Source organism: Halorubrum pallidum (assembly GCF_055380345.1).
Genome location: NZ_AP043945.1, coordinates 1,552,255 through 1,569,593 on the forward strand (window position 1 = coordinate 1,552,255; position 17,339 = coordinate 1,569,593).

Annotated in this window: 15 protein-coding genes; 9 read left to right on the forward strand and 6 right to left on the reverse strand. The window is 48.9% G+C overall.

From position 1 onward, the window contains the following. Positions 1-136 precede the first annotated feature (136 nt). On the forward strand, positions 137-526 hold the full coding sequence (locus tag ACZ45C_RS09650) for a winged helix-turn-helix domain-containing protein (protein ID WP_460561943.1): 390 nt from the start codon (positions 137-139) through the stop codon (positions 524-526). A 432-nt stretch (positions 527-958) separates the two neighbouring features. On the opposite strand, the gene ACZ45C_RS09655 is transcribed toward ACZ45C_RS09650, so the two are convergent. The 3 genes from ACZ45C_RS09655 to ACZ45C_RS09665 all read right to left on the reverse strand — a co-directional run bounded on the left by ACZ45C_RS09655 (position 959) and on the right by ACZ45C_RS09665 (position 3,999). Continuing rightward, positions 959-2,764: an HNH endonuclease gene (locus ACZ45C_RS09655; RefSeq protein WP_460561941.1), complete on the reverse strand. Its 1,806-nt coding sequence runs from the start codon at positions 2,762-2,764 to the stop codon at positions 959-961. Between the two features lie 227 nt (positions 2,765-2,991). Continuing rightward, positions 2,992-3,327 (reverse strand): hypothetical protein, encoded by a 336-nt coding sequence (locus ACZ45C_RS09660; RefSeq protein WP_460561939.1) that lies wholly within the window; start codon positions 3,325-3,327, stop codon positions 2,992-2,994. Between the two features lie 165 nt (positions 3,328-3,492). Continuing rightward, complete coding sequence (locus ACZ45C_RS09665) at positions 3,493-3,999, reverse strand: hypothetical protein (RefSeq protein WP_460561937.1); 507 nt, start codon at positions 3,997-3,999, stop codon at positions 3,493-3,495. 497 nt (positions 4,000-4,496) lie between these two features. Here ACZ45C_RS09665 and ACZ45C_RS09670 point away from each other — a divergent pair, with 497 nt between their 5' ends. Next, entirely contained in the window at positions 4,497-6,479 is a 1,983-nt protein-coding gene (locus ACZ45C_RS09670) for a restriction endonuclease (protein ID WP_460561935.1), read from the forward strand. Between the two features lie 1,306 nt (positions 6,480-7,785). On the opposite strand, the gene ACZ45C_RS09675 is transcribed toward ACZ45C_RS09670, so the two are convergent. Both ACZ45C_RS09675 and ACZ45C_RS09680 read right to left on the reverse strand, forming a co-directional pair. Next, on the reverse strand, positions 7,786-8,826 hold the full coding sequence (locus ACZ45C_RS09675; RefSeq protein WP_460561933.1) for a hypothetical protein: 1,041 nt from the start codon (positions 8,824-8,826) through the stop codon (positions 7,786-7,788). Then, positions 8,826-9,296 (reverse strand): PDDEXK family nuclease, encoded by a 471-nt coding sequence (locus tag ACZ45C_RS09680; protein ID WP_460561931.1) that lies wholly within the window; start codon positions 9,294-9,296, stop codon positions 8,826-8,828. The genes ACZ45C_RS09675 and ACZ45C_RS09680 overlap by 1 nt, the downstream gene beginning before the upstream one ends. A gap of 125 nt (positions 9,297-9,421) precedes the next feature. Here ACZ45C_RS09680 and ACZ45C_RS09685 point away from each other — a divergent pair, with 125 nt between their 5' ends. From ACZ45C_RS09685 to ACZ45C_RS09710, 6 genes are all read left to right on the forward strand, one after another. After that, positions 9,422-10,969: an outer membrane protein assembly factor BamB family protein gene (locus ACZ45C_RS09685; RefSeq protein WP_460561929.1), complete on the forward strand. Its 1,548-nt coding sequence runs from the start codon at positions 9,422-9,424 to the stop codon at positions 10,967-10,969. Positions 10,970-11,041: 72 nt separating this feature from the next. Continuing rightward, positions 11,042-11,857 carry an IS5 family transposase gene (locus tag ACZ45C_RS09690; protein ID WP_464374304.1) on the forward strand — a complete coding sequence of 272 codons (816 nt, stop codon included), beginning with the start codon at positions 11,042-11,044 and terminating at the stop codon, positions 11,855-11,857. A gap of 430 nt (positions 11,858-12,287) precedes the next feature. Then, positions 12,288-13,313, forward strand: a complete 1,026-nt coding sequence (locus ACZ45C_RS09695) for a PDDEXK family nuclease (RefSeq protein WP_460561849.1) — start codon at positions 12,288-12,290, stop codon at positions 13,311-13,313. 661 nt (positions 13,314-13,974) lie between these two features. Then, positions 13,975-14,127 (forward strand): DUF7837 family putative zinc-binding protein, encoded by a 153-nt coding sequence (locus tag ACZ45C_RS09700; protein ID WP_460561847.1) that lies wholly within the window; start codon positions 13,975-13,977, stop codon positions 14,125-14,127. Positions 14,128-14,181: 54 nt separating this feature from the next. After that, positions 14,182-14,595 carry a TRAM domain-containing protein gene (locus ACZ45C_RS09705; RefSeq protein ID WP_460561845.1) on the forward strand — a complete coding sequence of 138 codons (414 nt, stop codon included), beginning with the start codon at positions 14,182-14,184 and terminating at the stop codon, positions 14,593-14,595. Positions 14,596-14,822: 227 nt separating this feature from the next. Next, positions 14,823-15,146: a hypothetical protein gene (locus ACZ45C_RS09710; protein WP_460561843.1), complete on the forward strand. Its 324-nt coding sequence runs from the start codon at positions 14,823-14,825 to the stop codon at positions 15,144-15,146. A 202-nt stretch (positions 15,147-15,348) separates the two neighbouring features. Here the strand turns inward: ACZ45C_RS09710 and ACZ45C_RS09715 are convergent, their stop codons facing one another. Next, positions 15,349-16,164, reverse strand: a complete 816-nt coding sequence (locus ACZ45C_RS09715; RefSeq protein WP_128906796.1) for an IS5 family transposase — start codon at positions 16,162-16,164, stop codon at positions 15,349-15,351. 96 nt (positions 16,165-16,260) lie between these two features. Between ACZ45C_RS09715 and ACZ45C_RS09720 the strand changes: the two genes are divergently transcribed. After that, entirely contained in the window at positions 16,261-16,884 is a 624-nt protein-coding gene (locus tag ACZ45C_RS09720) for a hypothetical protein (RefSeq protein ID WP_460562035.1), read from the forward strand. Positions 16,885-17,339: the final 455 nt, after the last annotated feature.

The window sequence follows — 17,339 nt, forward strand, 5'->3', positions numbered from 1 at the left end:
ACATGCTCCTGTCTATGCCCCCGTTTCGTCAAAAACAGGCGCATTACATCTCCGAGCAAATCATCAATTAAAAACAAAGAAATATTTCTTGCTAATCAGCAGATTCACATGAATCCGCGCTGTACGTCCAGTAACGATGTCATCTGAAACCACTCCCACATCGCCAGATCCCGAAGACGGCGACTTAGTGCAGTACGTAGACGACCAGTTGTTCAGCGGTGGTATGGGGACGCTCACGGACCACGTCGCACGGAAAGCCGCGCTGAGCGACAGGCGACGATACGCGATCCTTTACTACCTGTGGGCCCGTGAGGAAGTCGCCCGAAAAAGCCTCGATGAAGCCATCGACGACCCCGGATTCGACCTTACTCATCACCTCGGAAAACTCATTGATACCGGTCTGGTTGCGCGAGTTGGCACCCCAGAAGATACAGATAGCCGACAAACGTTCTACAGGATCACGCACATGGGTCAACAGGAAATCACGTCTGATGTACAGAATATCACTGGGTCTGAACCGAATTGACTGTTTTCCGCTTCGTCGTCGAGTTCGGAGAACGTGACGACGAAGCTTGTCAACTAGCACGTAATAGTATCTATACGTGGGAGTTAACGAACCGGCACAGACGAACCTACTCTCTGTGGCGAGTCCCGGTACTCGCGTAGTAGAGGACAGTCACAGTGAAACTAAAAGCAGGTCTACGGCTCTGTTGAAGTCGTATTCTTCAGATAGATTCTCGTCTGAAATAGCCGGTCACTGAAGAATGCTTATTGAGCGACGAGAATCCTACCAGTTCCCAGTGATGTTCGGAGCGCCGTGCAAGATGAAGAGCACGTATTCAACAGATGATTGAGGATTTGCGATATGCTACGAGTTAAACCAAAATTATATAATTACGAATTTAACAGAGCAGCTCTGGTCTGAGAAGAGGAAAGTAATAGTCTGACAATACGAGGTTTAATTGTTTTCCAGTCTCTGAACTTTCTCCAGTAACTTTTGATTGTATTTTTCACCATCCCCACCGTGATGCACTCTATAATGGCAATTTGGACATAGTGCAATCACTGTATCCACAGTATCCGATCCACCGTCACTAAGCTCATGGACGTGATGCGCATGCAGGTAAGGGTCACCTGTTTTATCAGTAAATGGGGCTGGTTTACCACAACCTTCGCAGCATCCTTCAGCCCGGGCCTTCACATATTCTTTAATCTCCGGTGATCGGTGATACTGAGTCTTTTCAGTTGTATTTGTTGTTGAGACTTCTTGAGTGATTTCCTCAACCTCATTTTCTTTGGCCCTTTCACGGAGTTCGTCAAGACTCGCTTCGTTCCGAGCTCCTTCATTTTTTATTTCTGATGTATTGTTCACAGAGCGTTCTTGCGGATCTGTACTACCATCTACAACAACCGAAGAGTCTGTGGTTGCTGTTTCAACCTCTTCCTCTTCCCCGTAAGTGTCATCTGTTGGTTCTTTAATTTCAGATTTTGAAGGATCAGAAATAGATTCAGTGCTTTCATCTTCTGGAGAACAAAATTCTTTATCCTCTTTCTGTGATCGTTTCTCTTTTTTATTGTTGGTGGATTTTATTGGTGTTTCTGCTTCAGCTGAAGAAGAGTTATTTATTTCTGTTTGACCTTCTTTTTCGGACCTTTCCACCGATGACTCTGATTGGCTTAGACCAGCTTTGTATTTATGCGGAGAGTCGTCACCAGCTAAGACATCGTCTGGATCGCTCGGGCTTGTTTCAGAAAATTTCTGTTTAAAATCACGGGTGTTTGTTTCTGAGACTGATATTAATCCGTCGTAATCTGGCATATCATCTTCCATTGGACGAAGACGTTCAGGGGGATAGGCATAATGTTCTATTCCCTGTTCAGACAGCATTTTCAATGGTATTGTTCCGCCATCGTACTCCGGAAAATGTTTTTGTAGAGTTTTTTCACTCACGACAATAACGACGGAGACGAGTCTATCGTATTCCGGGTTCTCATCTTCAACAGTCACTTCCTTTTGTCCATCATGATATAGGACATAATCCTTTGCTGGAATTGGTGGTAAATTAACCACCACAGCTTTCTGTATAAACTCTTCCTGTCTGTCCCTGACAGTCATACCGACCTCGTAATGATTTAGGGTATCTATCAGTACATCATCAATGCGACCTAAATAGTTCTTAAAATAGTTTTCTTTTCGTACTGAGAGAGTTTTACACACTCCAAAACCGTCGCCAATCGGAATAACAGCAGCTTCATATCCGACTGCATCTTCACTTACAGGTCCTATCGAGATGAACTCTCCATCAATTTCAACAACTCCATGTCCATACTTGTTAATACGCTTTATTGGACGATGATATAGTGGATCGTCATTACTTTGATTTCTTTCATCAGGTGTTGATGAATCATCATTTGGGACATATTCGAGAATAGCACCAATATTCTCCTGCTTTCTTAGACCATGTTTTGAAATATTCTGATGTGCGTCACCATAATCAATTGAGAAGTCATATGGAGTCATAGATTGAAGCTTTTCAATATAATCAGATTTCAAAATCTTTTTTGGTCTCTTTATTCTTGCAAACTTCCCTGGAAGTTTCATTGCTTCAACCCGTTCACCAACCGCGCCGGCCTCAACAGGTCCAAGATTAATTTTTGTTTCTGTCGTTTCAACTAATCCATTTCCAGAGTCTGAGATCTCATGTATTTTTGCATCAAATGTTTTGCCGTTTAAAGGTATACCCTCTACCACTTCCCGGTCCATAGGCTATTATGTTTTGTGATGGATTTTATATTTTTGGTGCTTTGAACAGTCAGAAATAATCGGGGTGAAAATAATGAAATTAACAATGATCAAGTTCAGTATAGGATCTCTGTATCTCACACGGGTATCTTACCAACTGATGGATTGGTCGATATGTCTCGCGTTAGATTCCTTGCCTGTACTAAGCGATTTGTGAGTCCTCTGTATTGGAAATCCTCATTCACCGACTACCATTTGTAGAGTTGACCCTCGTCAGGCGGGAATTCAGTCAGGTCAATATTTCTTGGGTATGGGTCAGAAACGATCTCACGGTGATCCCGAATTATCCTCGTCTTCTTCTCATCAAAGTTTTCTACGCCGAAGGTTCCGATGTATGCTCCTTCGGGGTACTGTTCTATATCGTGGTTAGAAAGAACCCGTCGTATACGTTCCCCTGCGTCGGCTGGGAGTCGATCAACGTGTCGTCTTAATCCATAAGCAACTAGCTCATCACCATCAGAACTACCCGCGCGGATATGAACACGGGTTCGTGGATCCTTCGTGTCTATGCCAATAATGTCCATACGCTTGTCTACAGAATCCCAACCAATATTCATTTCGCTGATGGGAAGGCGGGATCGACAGACCCATCAAAGGAGCATAACACCTGAAGATCGAAAAAATAGATATAAGATCTGTACTGAGCGATTCGTGAGTCCCCTTACTTTACCAAATAACAGTCTTTAGGTTCAGATGTCTTTATCACGGAGTTGGACTATAGCATAGTTTCGAGAATAATTCCGATCTACAGGCCGGTTTTGTGAATCCAAAATGAGTTCCTCTTGAGAAAATGGATTCTCAAGTTCCCAACACTTGTCAACTCGAATGTAGTGACCGTACGCATCTTCTCCTTGGTGCATAACATCCCCCTCAACCAAGTACTGCATAAGCTGCTCCGCATGGCCTCGATTTTTATCGTACCGGGCGATGTCTCCTGCGATTCCCAAGTGGGTAACGAGATGACTTTCGCTTTCTTCTTCAGTTCCTCGAATATAAAGAGGAAGATCGCCGTATTTATCTGCGAGTTTCTTTGCTGTAACCCACCCTGCGTCGGATGCCCATGTTACAGGTGGGTCCTTCATAGCGACAGAAAGTTGATTCCCATAGTTGGCAGTCAGAACACCGAGTGGACAATTTGTCTCACTAAATGCGGGACCATCCTTAGGCATTCTACCTGAGAATACATGGTAGAACATGTTGAAAGTACCGAAGGTTTATTTGATATATTTGTCTCTACTGACTTCATACTCTACATCTTGAACGTATTTCGTTTGTAGACACGGAATATTGATGTTCAGTATGATCTGCTCAAGTGCGATTATGACATACGCACAGGCACTGAGCGTAGCAAATATAGTGATTTGGGTGATCCCATTCTCTTGATTCAGTACTCCCGATGATTATTATGCCTGTATACTAAGAAATCACCAATACGCCAACGTATGGCCTATCAACACACTCTTGAACGGTTTCGGGACAGAGGGAAATCACGATGAAACGGTTTCTTCGATATGTTCTGTACCGTGAGCTGTACCAGCGACTCCGAAACGTCGGGAAAAAGAGTGACTCCAGTTCCTCACATTCACACGATTCTAACGGATCAGTAGGCCAATCCTCACAACACGGTGACGAACTTCCGCTTGATGAAGGTACCCTAGACAGCGTCGATGAATTGACGACCGTGTTACAGCAGATGGATCCGTATGAGTTTGAGCACTTCGTTGCGGATCTCTGGGAACGGATGGGCTGGCAAACCGAGGTCTCGTCCGCGACGATGGATGAAGGCGTTGACGTGATCGCTCAAAAACAACATCCGTACGAGCAGAAGACGCTTATTCAGGCGAAGCGGTACGGGCCGAACACGACTGTTGGATCCCCGGATATTCAGCAGTACGCGAGTCTTGACCAGCAATACAGCGGCGTGGATAAGGTAGTCGTCGTGACGACAAACGAGTTCACCGATCAAGCCCGTGATCTTGCTGACCGACTTAATGTGAAGCTCATCAACGGTACTGACCTCGCTACGCTTGTTGTCCAACACGATGCGATTGATCTTGTCGATGACTACCTTGAGTTCGTAACTACCGTTGAGTCTGACACTCCTAGCGAGCACGCTCAGAAGCAAGCAGGCACGACAGAGCAATCACAGCCAGAGGAACCCGAATCGGAGCCGGATTCAGCATACGAAACAGGGACTACAACGGAATCCGGGTCAGTACCGACCACGATCTGGAAGAAGGTGATTATGATCACAATCCCTGGTTGGGTCGTCGCGTTCTTCGGGGTCGAGGTCCTACCCGTGGCACTCTGGGGAGTCCTCTTCTTCACCGTCTGGTTTGGACTGCCCATTGCACTCTTCCTTGACGCGAGACGTGTCCGAGAGTATAGCGACTGGCCACAGTACTGGTGGGCGTACGTACTCACATCACTCGTCTGGCTATTTGCAATCGTCCCTGCTGGTCTCTACCTATGGCGACGACGCTCGATTAACGAGTCAGTTGAGCCCTCTCACGTCTCCGACACGCCGCCAACTGAGACAACTCCTGATCCAGAGCCAAGGTCACAGACCCAGGTAAACTCAGAATCTTCGGCAGACTCATCAACATCGACGGGTGAGCCTGCTACTCACTCGACGCAGGACAGTGCCGAATTCTCGACTACTGACCGCGCAACCGATCGGATAGACATCGAGCACGGCGACAATCGATACTACGCCCAGACTGCTACTTCGCCAAACGGCGAATACATTGCAGCCTATCAAGATGGGCGATCAGGAGCTGGAGCCGGGGATCCGGAGCAGGGACGCGTGTTTCTCTTTGAAGACGAGGAGCTCCAGTTCACAACTGAGCTCGACCGGCCGAACGCGTGCGCTGTCGGAAACGACGGCACTGTCGCTGTCGTTGACTGGATCGACTGGGGTGACACGCTCTCGGGGAGATTCTATGTATTCAACGCGTCAGGCCATCGATTCGTGAAACACGAGTTCGACGCGAATATCGGTCCGGTCGCTATCACTCCTGACGGCGAGTATGCTGCTACCAGTACGTTCAATCCAGACTGTAGCACCTACATATTCGACGTTGAGTCCGGCGAACAGCTGCTCCGTCACGAGAACCAACACGGGAACGTCCAGCATCTCGAATTCATCGATCGGGACGACGGCTGGATGCTTCGTCTAGGCGATCCTGACGACGATCCGGCGTACGGTATTGATTTCGGTGGCCACGTTATCTGGAAAAGCGACGGCGTACAACGCCAAGATCGATTAGAGAAACTCCTTGAGAGTAGCACAGAGTCGAGTCTACACGAAGCACTGGATCTTCTGGATGAGGCGATGGACTTGGCGGCAGAAGACTATGAGGAACGGAACATCGCTCAGCAATTAGCGGAGACACACTGGAAACTTGCCAAGACGATCAAACGCGAAGAGGGAGTGACAGACGAGTGGTGGAACCATCTAGATGAAGCTGCTCAGTACTACCGTGAGACGTTGCCTCGATACGCCGGGAAACAGGGGTTAGCAAAAGTCAGACGACAGCAAGGCAAGCAATACCTCGACGAGGAAAATGAAATTTCGGCCCGTGAATGCTTTGAGGAGATCGCCGCTCTTGAGGACAAATACGATGTCCAACTCCTTACTGACGCTGATGAACGCCGGCTGGACGAGTTACAGTAACGTGCTATCTGCTGGGTTCAATATTTTGGACAGGATGAGCCATTCTGTTGAAACTCATCGTAGATGGTATACTCAGGCTTGACTGCGGGCAATTACTGCTGGTCGTGAGTACATCGGTTAGGCCCAAACCTATGATTGTCGAGACCACTAAATGACATATTATTTAGCATTCTATACATCGGATTTCTGTCTTTCAATAGGCCAGATAAGCACAATACATCGTTCGCTATACTAGTCTATTCTGACATTCTCAGAGTCTGTGTGCCGTGAATTCATTTTCGATTTACAATATGTAGAGCAGGCACCGAAATTCAAGGAAATCATTTCTTATTTACAATGAACTAATGTTTCACCGACGGGCAGCGATTATTGGAAATTCATCTTCAATTTACAATAAGCACAGTAAGCACAATTTATCACATAGCAATCACGTAGCGGAATGAGTTAATAACTCAGGTTAGATCTCGCTAAACGAGTAGACAGTACAAAATTCATGTCCCTGAATTATACGGAATACGTGTTCAATTTACAATAATCCGCACACGGTTGCTGGCTGGCGATTTCAAGGAATGCGTGTTCTATTTACAATATTATTAATCGACCGTAATCAGCCATCAAGATCGGACGGCAGTCAATGAGTAGCATTTCCACAAAATTACCTCCGTGCTGTCCCCGAATTTCAGAGAATACATTTCCTATTTATTGTAAAAATCAGGAGTTTCGGCAGTCATCCCCAATACGGTTGTAATAAATCTGGAGTTGCTAAGAGACTCATGAACTGCCTAAAGAGATTTAATCGGTTAATTAGGGGTTCAAAGCAGCTCTATACCCCCGCTGAACTCCCATAGATGCTTGTTGTTATAGGAAGGGTGGGCGGCATTCAGCCTGGGACGTGTTGTCTGGTCCGCAGATGGACGGTCCTGATTCAAGCGCCATCTGGAGTAAGGCTGTCGAGATACCTAAGAATAATCAAAATTTAAAATGAGCTTGTAGAAGGGGTCACTGACGGCTACGCAGCACCGTGTAGAGCCGGGGATGAGGCGCGATGCTTGACCAAGTTATTGAGGGATTCAATAAGAGCGGTTTAGATTGCTCTGTTGAATAGCGGCCTCTGAGCCGCAGTGAAACGATACCGGTCTTGAGATCAGTAGTGTCAGCCACTCACCAGCCGACTAAACTTTCTACTACCCTGAGCAAGACCGCTATTCAACAGAGCAGTTTAGATCATAGTCTTGTGAGACGCGTCAGATTGGCTTGTGATCGGATTCTTTAGTGAGTAATGGGTTTCCCGGTTGTGGGCGGTGAATCAGTTCTTTGCCGCGTTGAGGATCGTTAAATCGCGTTTTAGTTGTGGTTCGATCTTTGGACTGCGACACTCAACATCTACCTGTTCGTGTTGCCAGTGACGACCGTCTTTCCCGTTCCAGACGCCATATACTGTTGCTTTCGGAAGTGTGACGACCCCGAACAGGACTGCTAGGTAGTAGAGCAGCTCACACGTCTCTGTCCATGAGCCCGTTACTTTCCGCGGAAGATCAATCGGATACTCAATGTGCTGCGCCGGGACCCCAGCCGTATTACTTCGCTCAACGAACCCACGGTCATTACTGAGCAAGATCGCTTTCTTCCGGCTCTCCTCGTTGAACTTCCGGTACCCCTCGACAATCGCTTCGTCACCAGTCTCGCATTCAACAATATCGACTGTGCGGTTCGTCCGGAGCCGTCGGTACTCGTAGAGGCCAAGCAGTCCTTCGCGGTTCGCGCCCGCGGGCTGTTTGTCCAATCGCTCGAACTCTTTTCCGAACGCTGCAGTTAGCTCATGCGTGTTGTATTGCTTGAAGTGCCAGTCCAACTCTTCCTTGATGCCGGTCGCTAATGCGTACCCATTAGTCGGCCGCCGGCCATGATCATCTCTCTCACCGGTTTCACTGTCGATTCCGAGCACTTCAGGCAGTCGCCACGGCATGATATTCGCGTCGAGCCCGACGACGACGGGGTCGTGCCCTGCTTCGAGATCAGCGTAGCCGTGTCGATTAACGAATTCGACGACATCGTCGAGATTTTTTAATTCGATGTGGCCGCTTGCAACCATCGCGCGGATATACGTCTGTGCGTCCGGCAAGTCGTCATAGGCGGACTCACCGTACTTGGCTGGGATCGTATCGCGGTTATCTTGGTACGTTATCGCTCCTTGCGTAAATCGGACTGATGCTCGTCCGTTGTCTTCGAGATTGATACGGACGAGCTCTCCGATATTGTCACAGGGGTGCTTTACAGGGATTGAATCGACGCCTTGATCGAAGAGCGCATTCAGCAGGATCATTAACCGCTGACGGTCAACGTGCATCACAGCACCTCTTTGAAGTCGATTAGATCGGTAGCAGTCCGGGGAATCTCAGCGTAGAACTGCCCGTAATACCCACCGGCTTTCCGGTGGAAATAGTAAACGTGGTCAGCTCCAAACTGAAAGCCTGCTTGGAACGCGATCGCGGACATGAACTTCCGACCAGGCGTCACATCAATAGCAATCGTATCTCCGTTATTTTTCGCCGTCTCGATAGCCGACCGATAGAAGTCAATAATGTCTGGAAAATCGGTTTCCTGCTCAAGGCTGTACTGCGAGATGTCTGCGTCTCCGCTGTACGCATCGATTATCGTGTCGAACATCTCGCTGGCAACGGCAACCGAATCAGCCACACCAGGATTCGAAAGGATTTGTGCCTGATCCGGAACAAATCCTCTGTCGCACGCTGCAGTAAGCGGATTCAGAATCCCCGGTATCGTCGGAGTCCCGTTTGTCAACCATATTCGTGCCATTACTCTTCGAAGCAGACGCACCACAATAATATTCAGTGATACTACCACTATTCCAATAATTAGCCATTAAAATCGTTGTTGCTGTGGAGCGAAGATGTATACCAAAGGACAACGTCTCCGAATCTATGACAGAAGATGAGGACGACGGTCCAGACTGGCGAGCATCACTCGGTTCCTCAGATGGCTCCACAAAACGCCGGACTGAAGAGGTAGATACATCGATCCTTGATCCAGTCGTTGACGATTTGGAACCTGTAGAACCGGTTTGGCAAGTCGACAAGTCTGGTGCTGGTGCAGAAGTTCATCATGAGACACTCTTCTTGTTCGATCATGCTTGGATTGAAGCGTACGCTACCGACGAATATAATGTGTATTCTGAACGCGGTCATCCAGAATATCTGTGGGGGTTCCCGAAGGGTGCGTATTCGCGGGTTGCTGGTGAATTCGCCGGTACGGGCCGTCACGATGAGACTGGGCAACCGACGCCGTTCGATTCCTTTCTTGTAGGCCAAGAACAGGTTCTAATCTGGGATAATTCAGTTATCGGTGCGATCGACATTCGAACCGGTCAAGATTGTTGGACTCACGATATTGGCGAATATATCTCATGGTGCAAGAGCGTTCCAGCGGTCGATCGAGTCGTGGTTCGTACCAAGCAGGCGCTCTTTGGCCTTGATGAGAGAACGGGGGAACTCGTTTGGGAGCGATCGGTCCCCCACGGAGATCGACATACTCGGCCGAAAATCACCGACAGTACTGTGATAGATATTGACGGTGAGTCAGTTATCGCACAAGATGTCTCAGATGGGAGCGTTCGGTGGCGGAAAGAGACCGATGCCGTGCTCTGTACCGCACAAGCGGGATCGATCTACATTCGTCACGATGTTGAAGGAGAATGCCTTACACGACTTTCAGCTGCCGATGGGACAGTAGAGTGGCGATGTCCGTTGACTGATACCGAGCCAAAGCGATCCGATGATGGCAAGGTCATCAGTCGATCTCCTAGTGAGCCTCGTCTCTCGTTCAGAGGAGACTACTGTTTTATTCGGGACGGAGAGACGCTCCGCGTGCTGGATGCCACATCCGGAGATCAATTGAGCCAGTTCCAAATACTAGACCAAATGGTTCAGGCTACGGAAACACACGTTCTGTTCGTTACGGAAGATGAGATTGAGGACGACGATGAGGATGATGACTCCGAATCCGATGAAGCAGGATGGGGGATGAGTCAATCGCATCACAGACTTGAGCGAACCTTCGAGGTATATGACGTGGAGACCGAAAACCAGGTTTTCACGACGACAGTCGAAACGGACGAACCCTCACTCAGGAAAACCGCATCAAACGCGATGGCGGCACTTTGCGACGAGAAATTGTTTTTGGTGACTGTATCGGGCATCACTGTCTACACTCTCGACAGTTCCCAAGCAACGGCCCACTATGACTTCGTAGATACAGATACAGGTAGACGGCAACGCAGCCCTAGGATCGTGCGTGTTGAAGAAATGGTTTACATTTCCGCGGGACAAGACGGATTACTCTGTCTCGCACCGTCGGGTGAAATAGAGTGGTACAGTGAGATTGGCGGTGGCGTGCTTCTTGATGATGAGATCCAACCATCCGCGATTTACGTCGATACTGACGAAGATCTGTTGCCTTGTTTTGCCGCCTAGTGACGACGGTCTGGGACGCTCTTACTGTAATATTCCGCCAGATTAACCCGGAAATGGACGCCGTCTGGCGATATGGCATCGCTCAGACGGCTTGCTTGGATGTGTCGAGACCTTGCCAAACAGCATGTTGATGATCCGGACGTACCCGCCGCGCCGGACGGCGCGGACGGGTACGCCGAGTGGGTGCAGATCGCGTTGATCCTGTACCGCGTCGAACTGGAGAAGAGTCTCCGTGAGACCGAAGACTACCTCAACGAAATGCCCGGCGTCCTCGCCGTGTTTGATCTTGACGACGCACCGCACTACAGCTCGTTTTGTCGGTGGGAAAAGGAGTACCGAATGCGTGAACTCCGCCGCCTGCTCCGCGCTTCGGCGGAGCAGGCGGGCTGGAGTGGTGAAGCCGCAATTGACGCAAGCGGCTTTCAACGCGATCAAACCAGCTACCACTACCGCGACCGCGCAGACTTCTCGTTTCAGTCGATGAAGACGACGATTTTGATCGACGTGAATTCGCTAGCGATCAAGGACGTTCATTTCACGACGCAGAAGGCATGGGACGGTCATATTGGGATGCAGGTCTTCCGCCGGAACGCGGAAGACCTGCGCGTGTTATCTGCCGACGCAAACTACTCATGGAGCGATCTCCGTGAGGAGTGTCGCTCCAACTCAACGCGACCACTGATCAAGCACAGAGAGCAAACACCGCTACAGAAGGCTCACAACGCCCGGATGAATGAGGATTACAACCAGCGCTGGATGAGTGAAACGGGCTTCTCGCAGTTGAAGGAAGACGACGGCGAGAAGCTACGCTCCCGGAGCTGGCACGGCCAGTTCCGGGAGCTCACGCGGAAGTGCATCATCCATAACCTAACGCAGGCGGCGAGTTAGGGCTCGCCGCCTGCTCCCCCTTCTCCGGACATATTTGGGAGAGGCATCGCCATCGTCATCTGATCAAGGGAGTAAGATGGCATAGTTTTGACTCTTCGAGCAACACCGTCAGCGGCAGCTACTACATCTTCTGAGTGTAAGAACCGTGCTTTAACGCCGTGAAACCGTGAGTTACCGACCCTACCCCGACGCTGTCTTGCGTTCAACAAGGCAAGATCTGTACAAACTAGATGATGTCACTGAGTAGTATAGTATGAATATTGGTCACAGGAGATTCGATTAGATCAAGTTGACATTCTAGCTGATACGTAGTATAGAGCAATATGAGATTGTGATCAGTTTCACACTCTGATGAAGGCTTATCAAAATCTCTATTCGAGCTCTGTGATTCGTCTAAATTATTAATACCTCAGCAAGGAACTCGTAGTATATGAGTATTGACTCAGCCGTTGAGCGATTGCGAGCTGCGGAGAGAGATATGAGAGATGATCCACCGGCTTCTATTGAACAGAAAGCTTCTATTTTTGGTGAGTACCAGTCGCTCTTCCAACCTACGGAAATTGGGAGTCTCACCGAGCAGGAGTTCAAAGAATTTCTTCTATACGAGAACAACCGTCACTGGACTGGGTTACATCGGAAGCGCTCAATGATGACTGATGATATGGAACAGCTCAGAGATGGATTACGATCTCTCGTAGATGAAGAGCAGGACCTTGCGCCGCGTGTACAGGATACCAAGGAGAAAGTCGATGGTATGGGGAAAGCAACGATCTCTGCGATTCTCGTGACTGCCTATCCTGAGAAGTACGGCGTATGGAACAACCGCTCAGAAGAGGCTCTCAAACAGCTAGACATCTGGCCAGACTTTGAATATGGGAGTGACTTCGGTCAGCGATACGATCGAGTGAACGAGGTTTTACTGGATCTCGGCACCGAATTAGACCTCGATCTCTGGGACTTGGACGCCCTACTCGGGTATCTCGTAGGAATTGAAGAAGATCCCTTAGAGACAGTAGAGGATACGGAAGCAACAGGTGAGTTCGCTAAGGAACAGCATCTACAACAGTATCTCGTCAATCACTGGGAAAAAATGGGGCTCTCCGATCAGTGGGAGATCTATAGTGATTCAGACGATCCGGAAGCCGGAGTCGAGTTCTCAACTGGCATTGGCCGACCAGACATACTCCTCACACACACGTCAGATGCGCGTGTCTGTATTCTTGAACTGAAGAAAGGTAGTACTAGTGACCGGGCAGTAGGTCAAATTCTACGGTATATTGGCTGGGTTCGTGCGCATCTTGACGATCTTGAAGGCGTTAGCGCTGATGCTGAAGTCGAAGGTAGGCTTATCGTGAGTGACTCGTCGGAAAAACTCGAATATGCGATGGCTGTGATTCCAGAGTTGACGCTGTATGAATACGAGATGGAAGTCACCCTGAATCAATCGACCTCATAGCTCTTTCATTCTTGTGTAGGTTATTGTTGATGAGCCATAGTCTGTATTTATACTCGAATGCTAATTTCGCACCTGATTTACGGAATCTCGTGGAGAGAGTGGTTCGTCTTAATGTCAAGTATGGGAGAATCTCAACAGAGGCTATGAGACTACGGGATCGGGTGAACCATATCGACACAATGAATCAGTGGGGAGCGCCGAAGGTTGAATCGCAGACTCGGAATCGGAAACACGTGCTAGCAGCACGACTATTCTACTTCAATACTGAACCTGTGAACTAGGAATCTCGTTGTCGCGTAGGTCTGCCTGATTGGCAACAGTGACTGATCTACCCCGAATACAGCACCCTATTCTGAAATCTGGAAGCGCTCAATCTCAGCTGACCCACACGTGGGGCACTCATCTGCACTCGACGCAAGATTCTCACCGCACCGGCGACACTCCACGACTACTTCTGTCTCGTCACCGGGCAGTAGCCGAGTAAGTACTGTGCGGACACTCATGGGTCCGGAGTTTTGGAGACTGTGAGTTAATGCCATCGGTGGTCTGTATCCATCAGAGATTCGGTGCGTTCGACCTACAAAGCCGCCAAAGGCTTATTTTCAACCCCGAACGAAATTCATGTGGAAGGAACACTGTCACACGCTCCTTCCACCCCTTCATGAACGCTGACGAATCGTCACTCGGTCGTTGCCCGGAATGTGGTGAGGACATATCGGAAGCGTGGGCTCTCGTTGAGTACAAGAAGAACGACGGCACTGAGGGCGTGTGGGCCGAGTGTCCAGCGTGTGAGGACGTTGTATCACCTGAATAGTCGAAGACAGCAGAGTAAAGTGTTCTTCCTCGCGTATCCGTGGTAAGGTCTTCAATGGAAATTTCAGAGCAACTTCAGTGTCTGTTTTCGGGAAAAGTCGAAGAACGTAACGGGTCGTATATGATTAAGATACCAGAGCAAGAGGTCCGGCTTGGCGACCTACAAGCGGACGAGACGTATCGTGTGGCTGTTCTCCCGTCACCTACGACTAACGAGGCCAATAAGACTAACGCCGATCCAGAGCCCGAGCAAACGTCACAGACGCCCCCTGTCGAGGAAGGTGAACAACGTACCGTCGAAATCGAAGATATTGGCGATCAAGGCGATGGTATCACTCGCGTTGAGCGCGGGTTCGTCGTTATTGTACCCGATACCAAACAGAGCGAGCGTGTTACTATCGAGATCACTGATGTGCGCGAGAATGTCGCCTTCGCGGAAGTTGTCGAGCGCGTCAGCTACTACGAGTAGTCTAAAACGTTAAATCCGATTCGTTTTCCCTGAACGGTTCTGTAGCAGAATTAGCGACTTCAGAAGATTCTAATTCTTCGACTCTGTCGAAATCCTCTTGTTCAGAAACATTTTCGTTTGAAATCGCTGGTCACTGAAGGGTGCGTATTGAGTAATTCGTAGAAGGGTTGTCCACCCTGTAGTGAATACCACAGAACAATTATTTGCTGACAGAATGACAACCAAATATGACATCTAAAGAAGAGGAGATTGTTTCACTATTTGAAGGGATACAGAAGCAACTAAATCACGACTGGGAAAAATTTAGAGATCAACATCATAATCCGAGTAATAAAGGAGCATCATACGAGCAGGCACTGGAGAATTTTTTAACAAAATACTATCGAGGTGTCTACGAAATCCAAACTCAATCTGTAATTATTGATGAGAACCTCGATGTTTTTGACGTGTTCGATACCTCAAGAGGAGAACACGAGATCGATCTCGTAGGATTATTTGAGAGCGCCAGACCGAGAATTGTCTTCGATGTTGGAGATATGATGCCTTGTTGAACGCAAGACTGCGTCGGGGTAGGGTCGATAACTCACGGTTTCACGATGTCAGAGACTGGTTCTTACACTCAGAAGATGTAGTAGCCGCCGCTGGCGGTGGTCGTCAAAGGGTCAAAACTATGGTATCTTACTTCCTTGATCAGGTGACGACGGCGATGCCTCTCCCAAATACGTCCGGAGAAGGGAGAGCAGGCGGCGAGCCCTAACTCGCCGCCTGCGTCAGGTTATGGATGATGCACTTCCGCGTGAGCTCCCGGAACTGGCCGTGCCAGCTCCGGGAGCGGAGCTTCTCGCCGTCGTCTTCCTTCAACTGCGAGAAGCCGGTTTCACTCATCCAGCGCTGGTTGTAATCCTCGTTCATCCGGGCGTTGTGAGCCTTCTGTAGCGGTGTTTGCTCTCTGTGCTTGATCAGTGGTCGCGTTGAGTTGGAGCGACACTCCTCACGGAGTTCGCTCCATGAGTAGTTCGCGTCGGCAGATAACACACGCAGGTCTTCCGCGTTCCGGCGGAAGACCTGCATCCCAATGTGGCCGTCCCACGCCTTCTGCGTCGTGAAATGAACGTCCTTGATCGCTAGCGAATTCACGTCGATCAAGATCGTCGTCTTCATCGACTGAAACGAGAAGTCTGCGCGATCGCGGTAGTGGTAGCTGGTTTGGTCGCGTTGAAAGCCGCTTGCGTCAATTGCGGCTTCACCACTCCAGCCCGCCTGCTCCGCCGAAGTGCGGAGCAGGCGGCGGAGTTCACGCATCCGATACTCGTTTTCCCACCGACAAAACGAACTGTAGTGCGGTGCGTCGTCGAGATCAAACACGGCGAGGACGCCGGGCATCTCGTTGAGGTAGTCTTCGGTCTCACGGAGACTCTTTTCGAGTTCGACGCGATACAGGATCAACGCGATCTGTACCCACTCAGCGTACCCGTCCGCGCCGTCCGGCGCGGCGGGTACGTCCGGATCATCAACATGCTGTTTGGCAAGATCTCGACACATCCAAGCAAGCCGTCTGAGCGATGCCATATCGCCAGACGGCGTCCATTTCCGGGTTAATCTGGCGGAATATTACAGTAAAAGCGTCCCAGACCGTCGTCACTAGGCGGCAAAACAAGGCAAGATATGACTTATGTTCCGTTGATTGGTACTGCATTCTTGTGTGAAGTCAAAAGCAAAATCGATTCAGGTAGATTGGAAAAAGACCTAACAAAACTACGGAAAGTTTCTAAATTAGCCAAAAGTGAACAGAGAACTTTTGCGATTTCACAGACAGGCACATATACTACGAATAGTCAAATAAAATGTTTAGTATATGATGAGCGCTCAATATCCGATGAAAGGTTAGTTGACCAATTAATCGAATATCAAGACGCTTGGGATCTCTTGCTAATCGTACAAGATGATGTTCTATTTGTGAACTCCAGTCTGCCGTTCTTCGACGACATGAGAGGTCCTGCAGACGTTGTTAGTGATGAATTTGATATTGATGAGATCTCATTTGATGATTCAATTATAGAAGATGACTCAGAAATTGATTCAGAACAAGTTGCTAAAATGAAGTCTGACTTAAAAATGTCAATTCGGAAAGACCGGAATTTTGGAACCCTTAATAATGGAATGGCTTGGTTCTTACTTCTACTCTCAGCTTCAATCCCCCGGCCGTTAGGGATAGATACGGCCGATACACTCAAAAATCTGATAGAAAAATACCAGGATCTCACTGCACAAAACACCGCACAGAAATAACCTACTGTGCTTATTAAGCGATTCGTGGGTCCCCTGTACTGAACGATCTACGCACTGCACGCGTTATGCTCCGGGAGTGTCAGTTGTATCGCCCTCAAACACTATCCCGACAGCGTCCTGAACAACTGAGAACTCAACGATCCCAGTATCTTGACCCGCATCGTACACGTCTTTCCATGTATCGCTACGCCACTCACCATCACTCCCGAGCCTTGCACGCACCCATCGACGCGCACGTTCTCGGTCGCAATACGTCGTCGTCTCGTCCTTACTGCCGGTGATTCTACATATCCATAGATGGACAGCGTCCGGTGCCTCTCCGTTTTGCTGTCTGTTCCGACTCATACCGTTGTCTCGCTCACTCACGGAACCACCTTAACGCTCGGAAAACTAATCGCCATCCAGCGGGAGATCCATGTCTCAAAATGTCTCGCTTCGAATCATTCATCCAATCA

What these genes read in the sequence shown, in the direction of transcription:
- ACZ45C_RS09650 (WP_460561943.1), top strand. Translation starts at nt 137, where the DNA reads ATGTCATCTGAAACCACTCCCACATCGCCAGATCCCGAAGACGGCGAC.
- ACZ45C_RS09655 (WP_460561941.1), bottom strand. Translation starts at nt 2,764, where the DNA reads ATGGACCGGGAAGTGGTAGAGGGTATACCTTTAAACGGCAAAACATTT.
- ACZ45C_RS09660 (WP_460561939.1), bottom strand. Translation starts at nt 3,327, where the DNA reads ATGGACATTATTGGCATAGACACGAAGGATCCACGAACCCGTGTTCAT.
- ACZ45C_RS09665 (WP_460561937.1), bottom strand. Translation starts at nt 3,999, where the DNA reads ATGTTCTACCATGTATTCTCAGGTAGAATGCCTAAGGATGGTCCCGCA.
- ACZ45C_RS09670 (WP_460561935.1), top strand. Translation starts at nt 4,497, where the DNA reads ATGGATCCGTATGAGTTTGAGCACTTCGTTGCGGATCTCTGGGAACGG.
- ACZ45C_RS09675 (WP_460561933.1), bottom strand. Translation starts at nt 8,826, where the DNA reads ATGCACGTTGACCGTCAGCGGTTAATGATCCTGCTGAATGCGCTCTTC.
- ACZ45C_RS09680 (WP_460561931.1), bottom strand. Translation starts at nt 9,296, where the DNA reads ATGGCACGAATATGGTTGACAAACGGGACTCCGACGATACCGGGGATT.
- ACZ45C_RS09685 (WP_460561929.1), top strand. Translation starts at nt 9,422, where the DNA reads ATGACAGAAGATGAGGACGACGGTCCAGACTGGCGAGCATCACTCGGT.
- ACZ45C_RS09690 (WP_464374304.1), top strand. Translation starts at nt 11,042, where the DNA reads ATGGCATCGCTCAGACGGCTTGCTTGGATGTGTCGAGACCTTGCCAAA.
- ACZ45C_RS09695 (WP_460561849.1), top strand. Translation starts at nt 12,288, where the DNA reads ATGAGTATTGACTCAGCCGTTGAGCGATTGCGAGCTGCGGAGAGAGAT.
- ACZ45C_RS09700 (WP_460561847.1), top strand. Translation starts at nt 13,975, where the DNA reads ATGAACGCTGACGAATCGTCACTCGGTCGTTGCCCGGAATGTGGTGAG.
- ACZ45C_RS09705 (WP_460561845.1), top strand. Translation starts at nt 14,182, where the DNA reads ATGGAAATTTCAGAGCAACTTCAGTGTCTGTTTTCGGGAAAAGTCGAA.
- ACZ45C_RS09710 (WP_460561843.1), top strand. Translation starts at nt 14,823, where the DNA reads ATGACATCTAAAGAAGAGGAGATTGTTTCACTATTTGAAGGGATACAG.
- ACZ45C_RS09715 (WP_128906796.1), bottom strand. Translation starts at nt 16,164, where the DNA reads ATGGCATCGCTCAGACGGCTTGCTTGGATGTGTCGAGATCTTGCCAAA.
- ACZ45C_RS09720 (WP_460562035.1), top strand. Translation starts at nt 16,261, where the DNA reads ATGACTTATGTTCCGTTGATTGGTACTGCATTCTTGTGTGAAGTCAAA.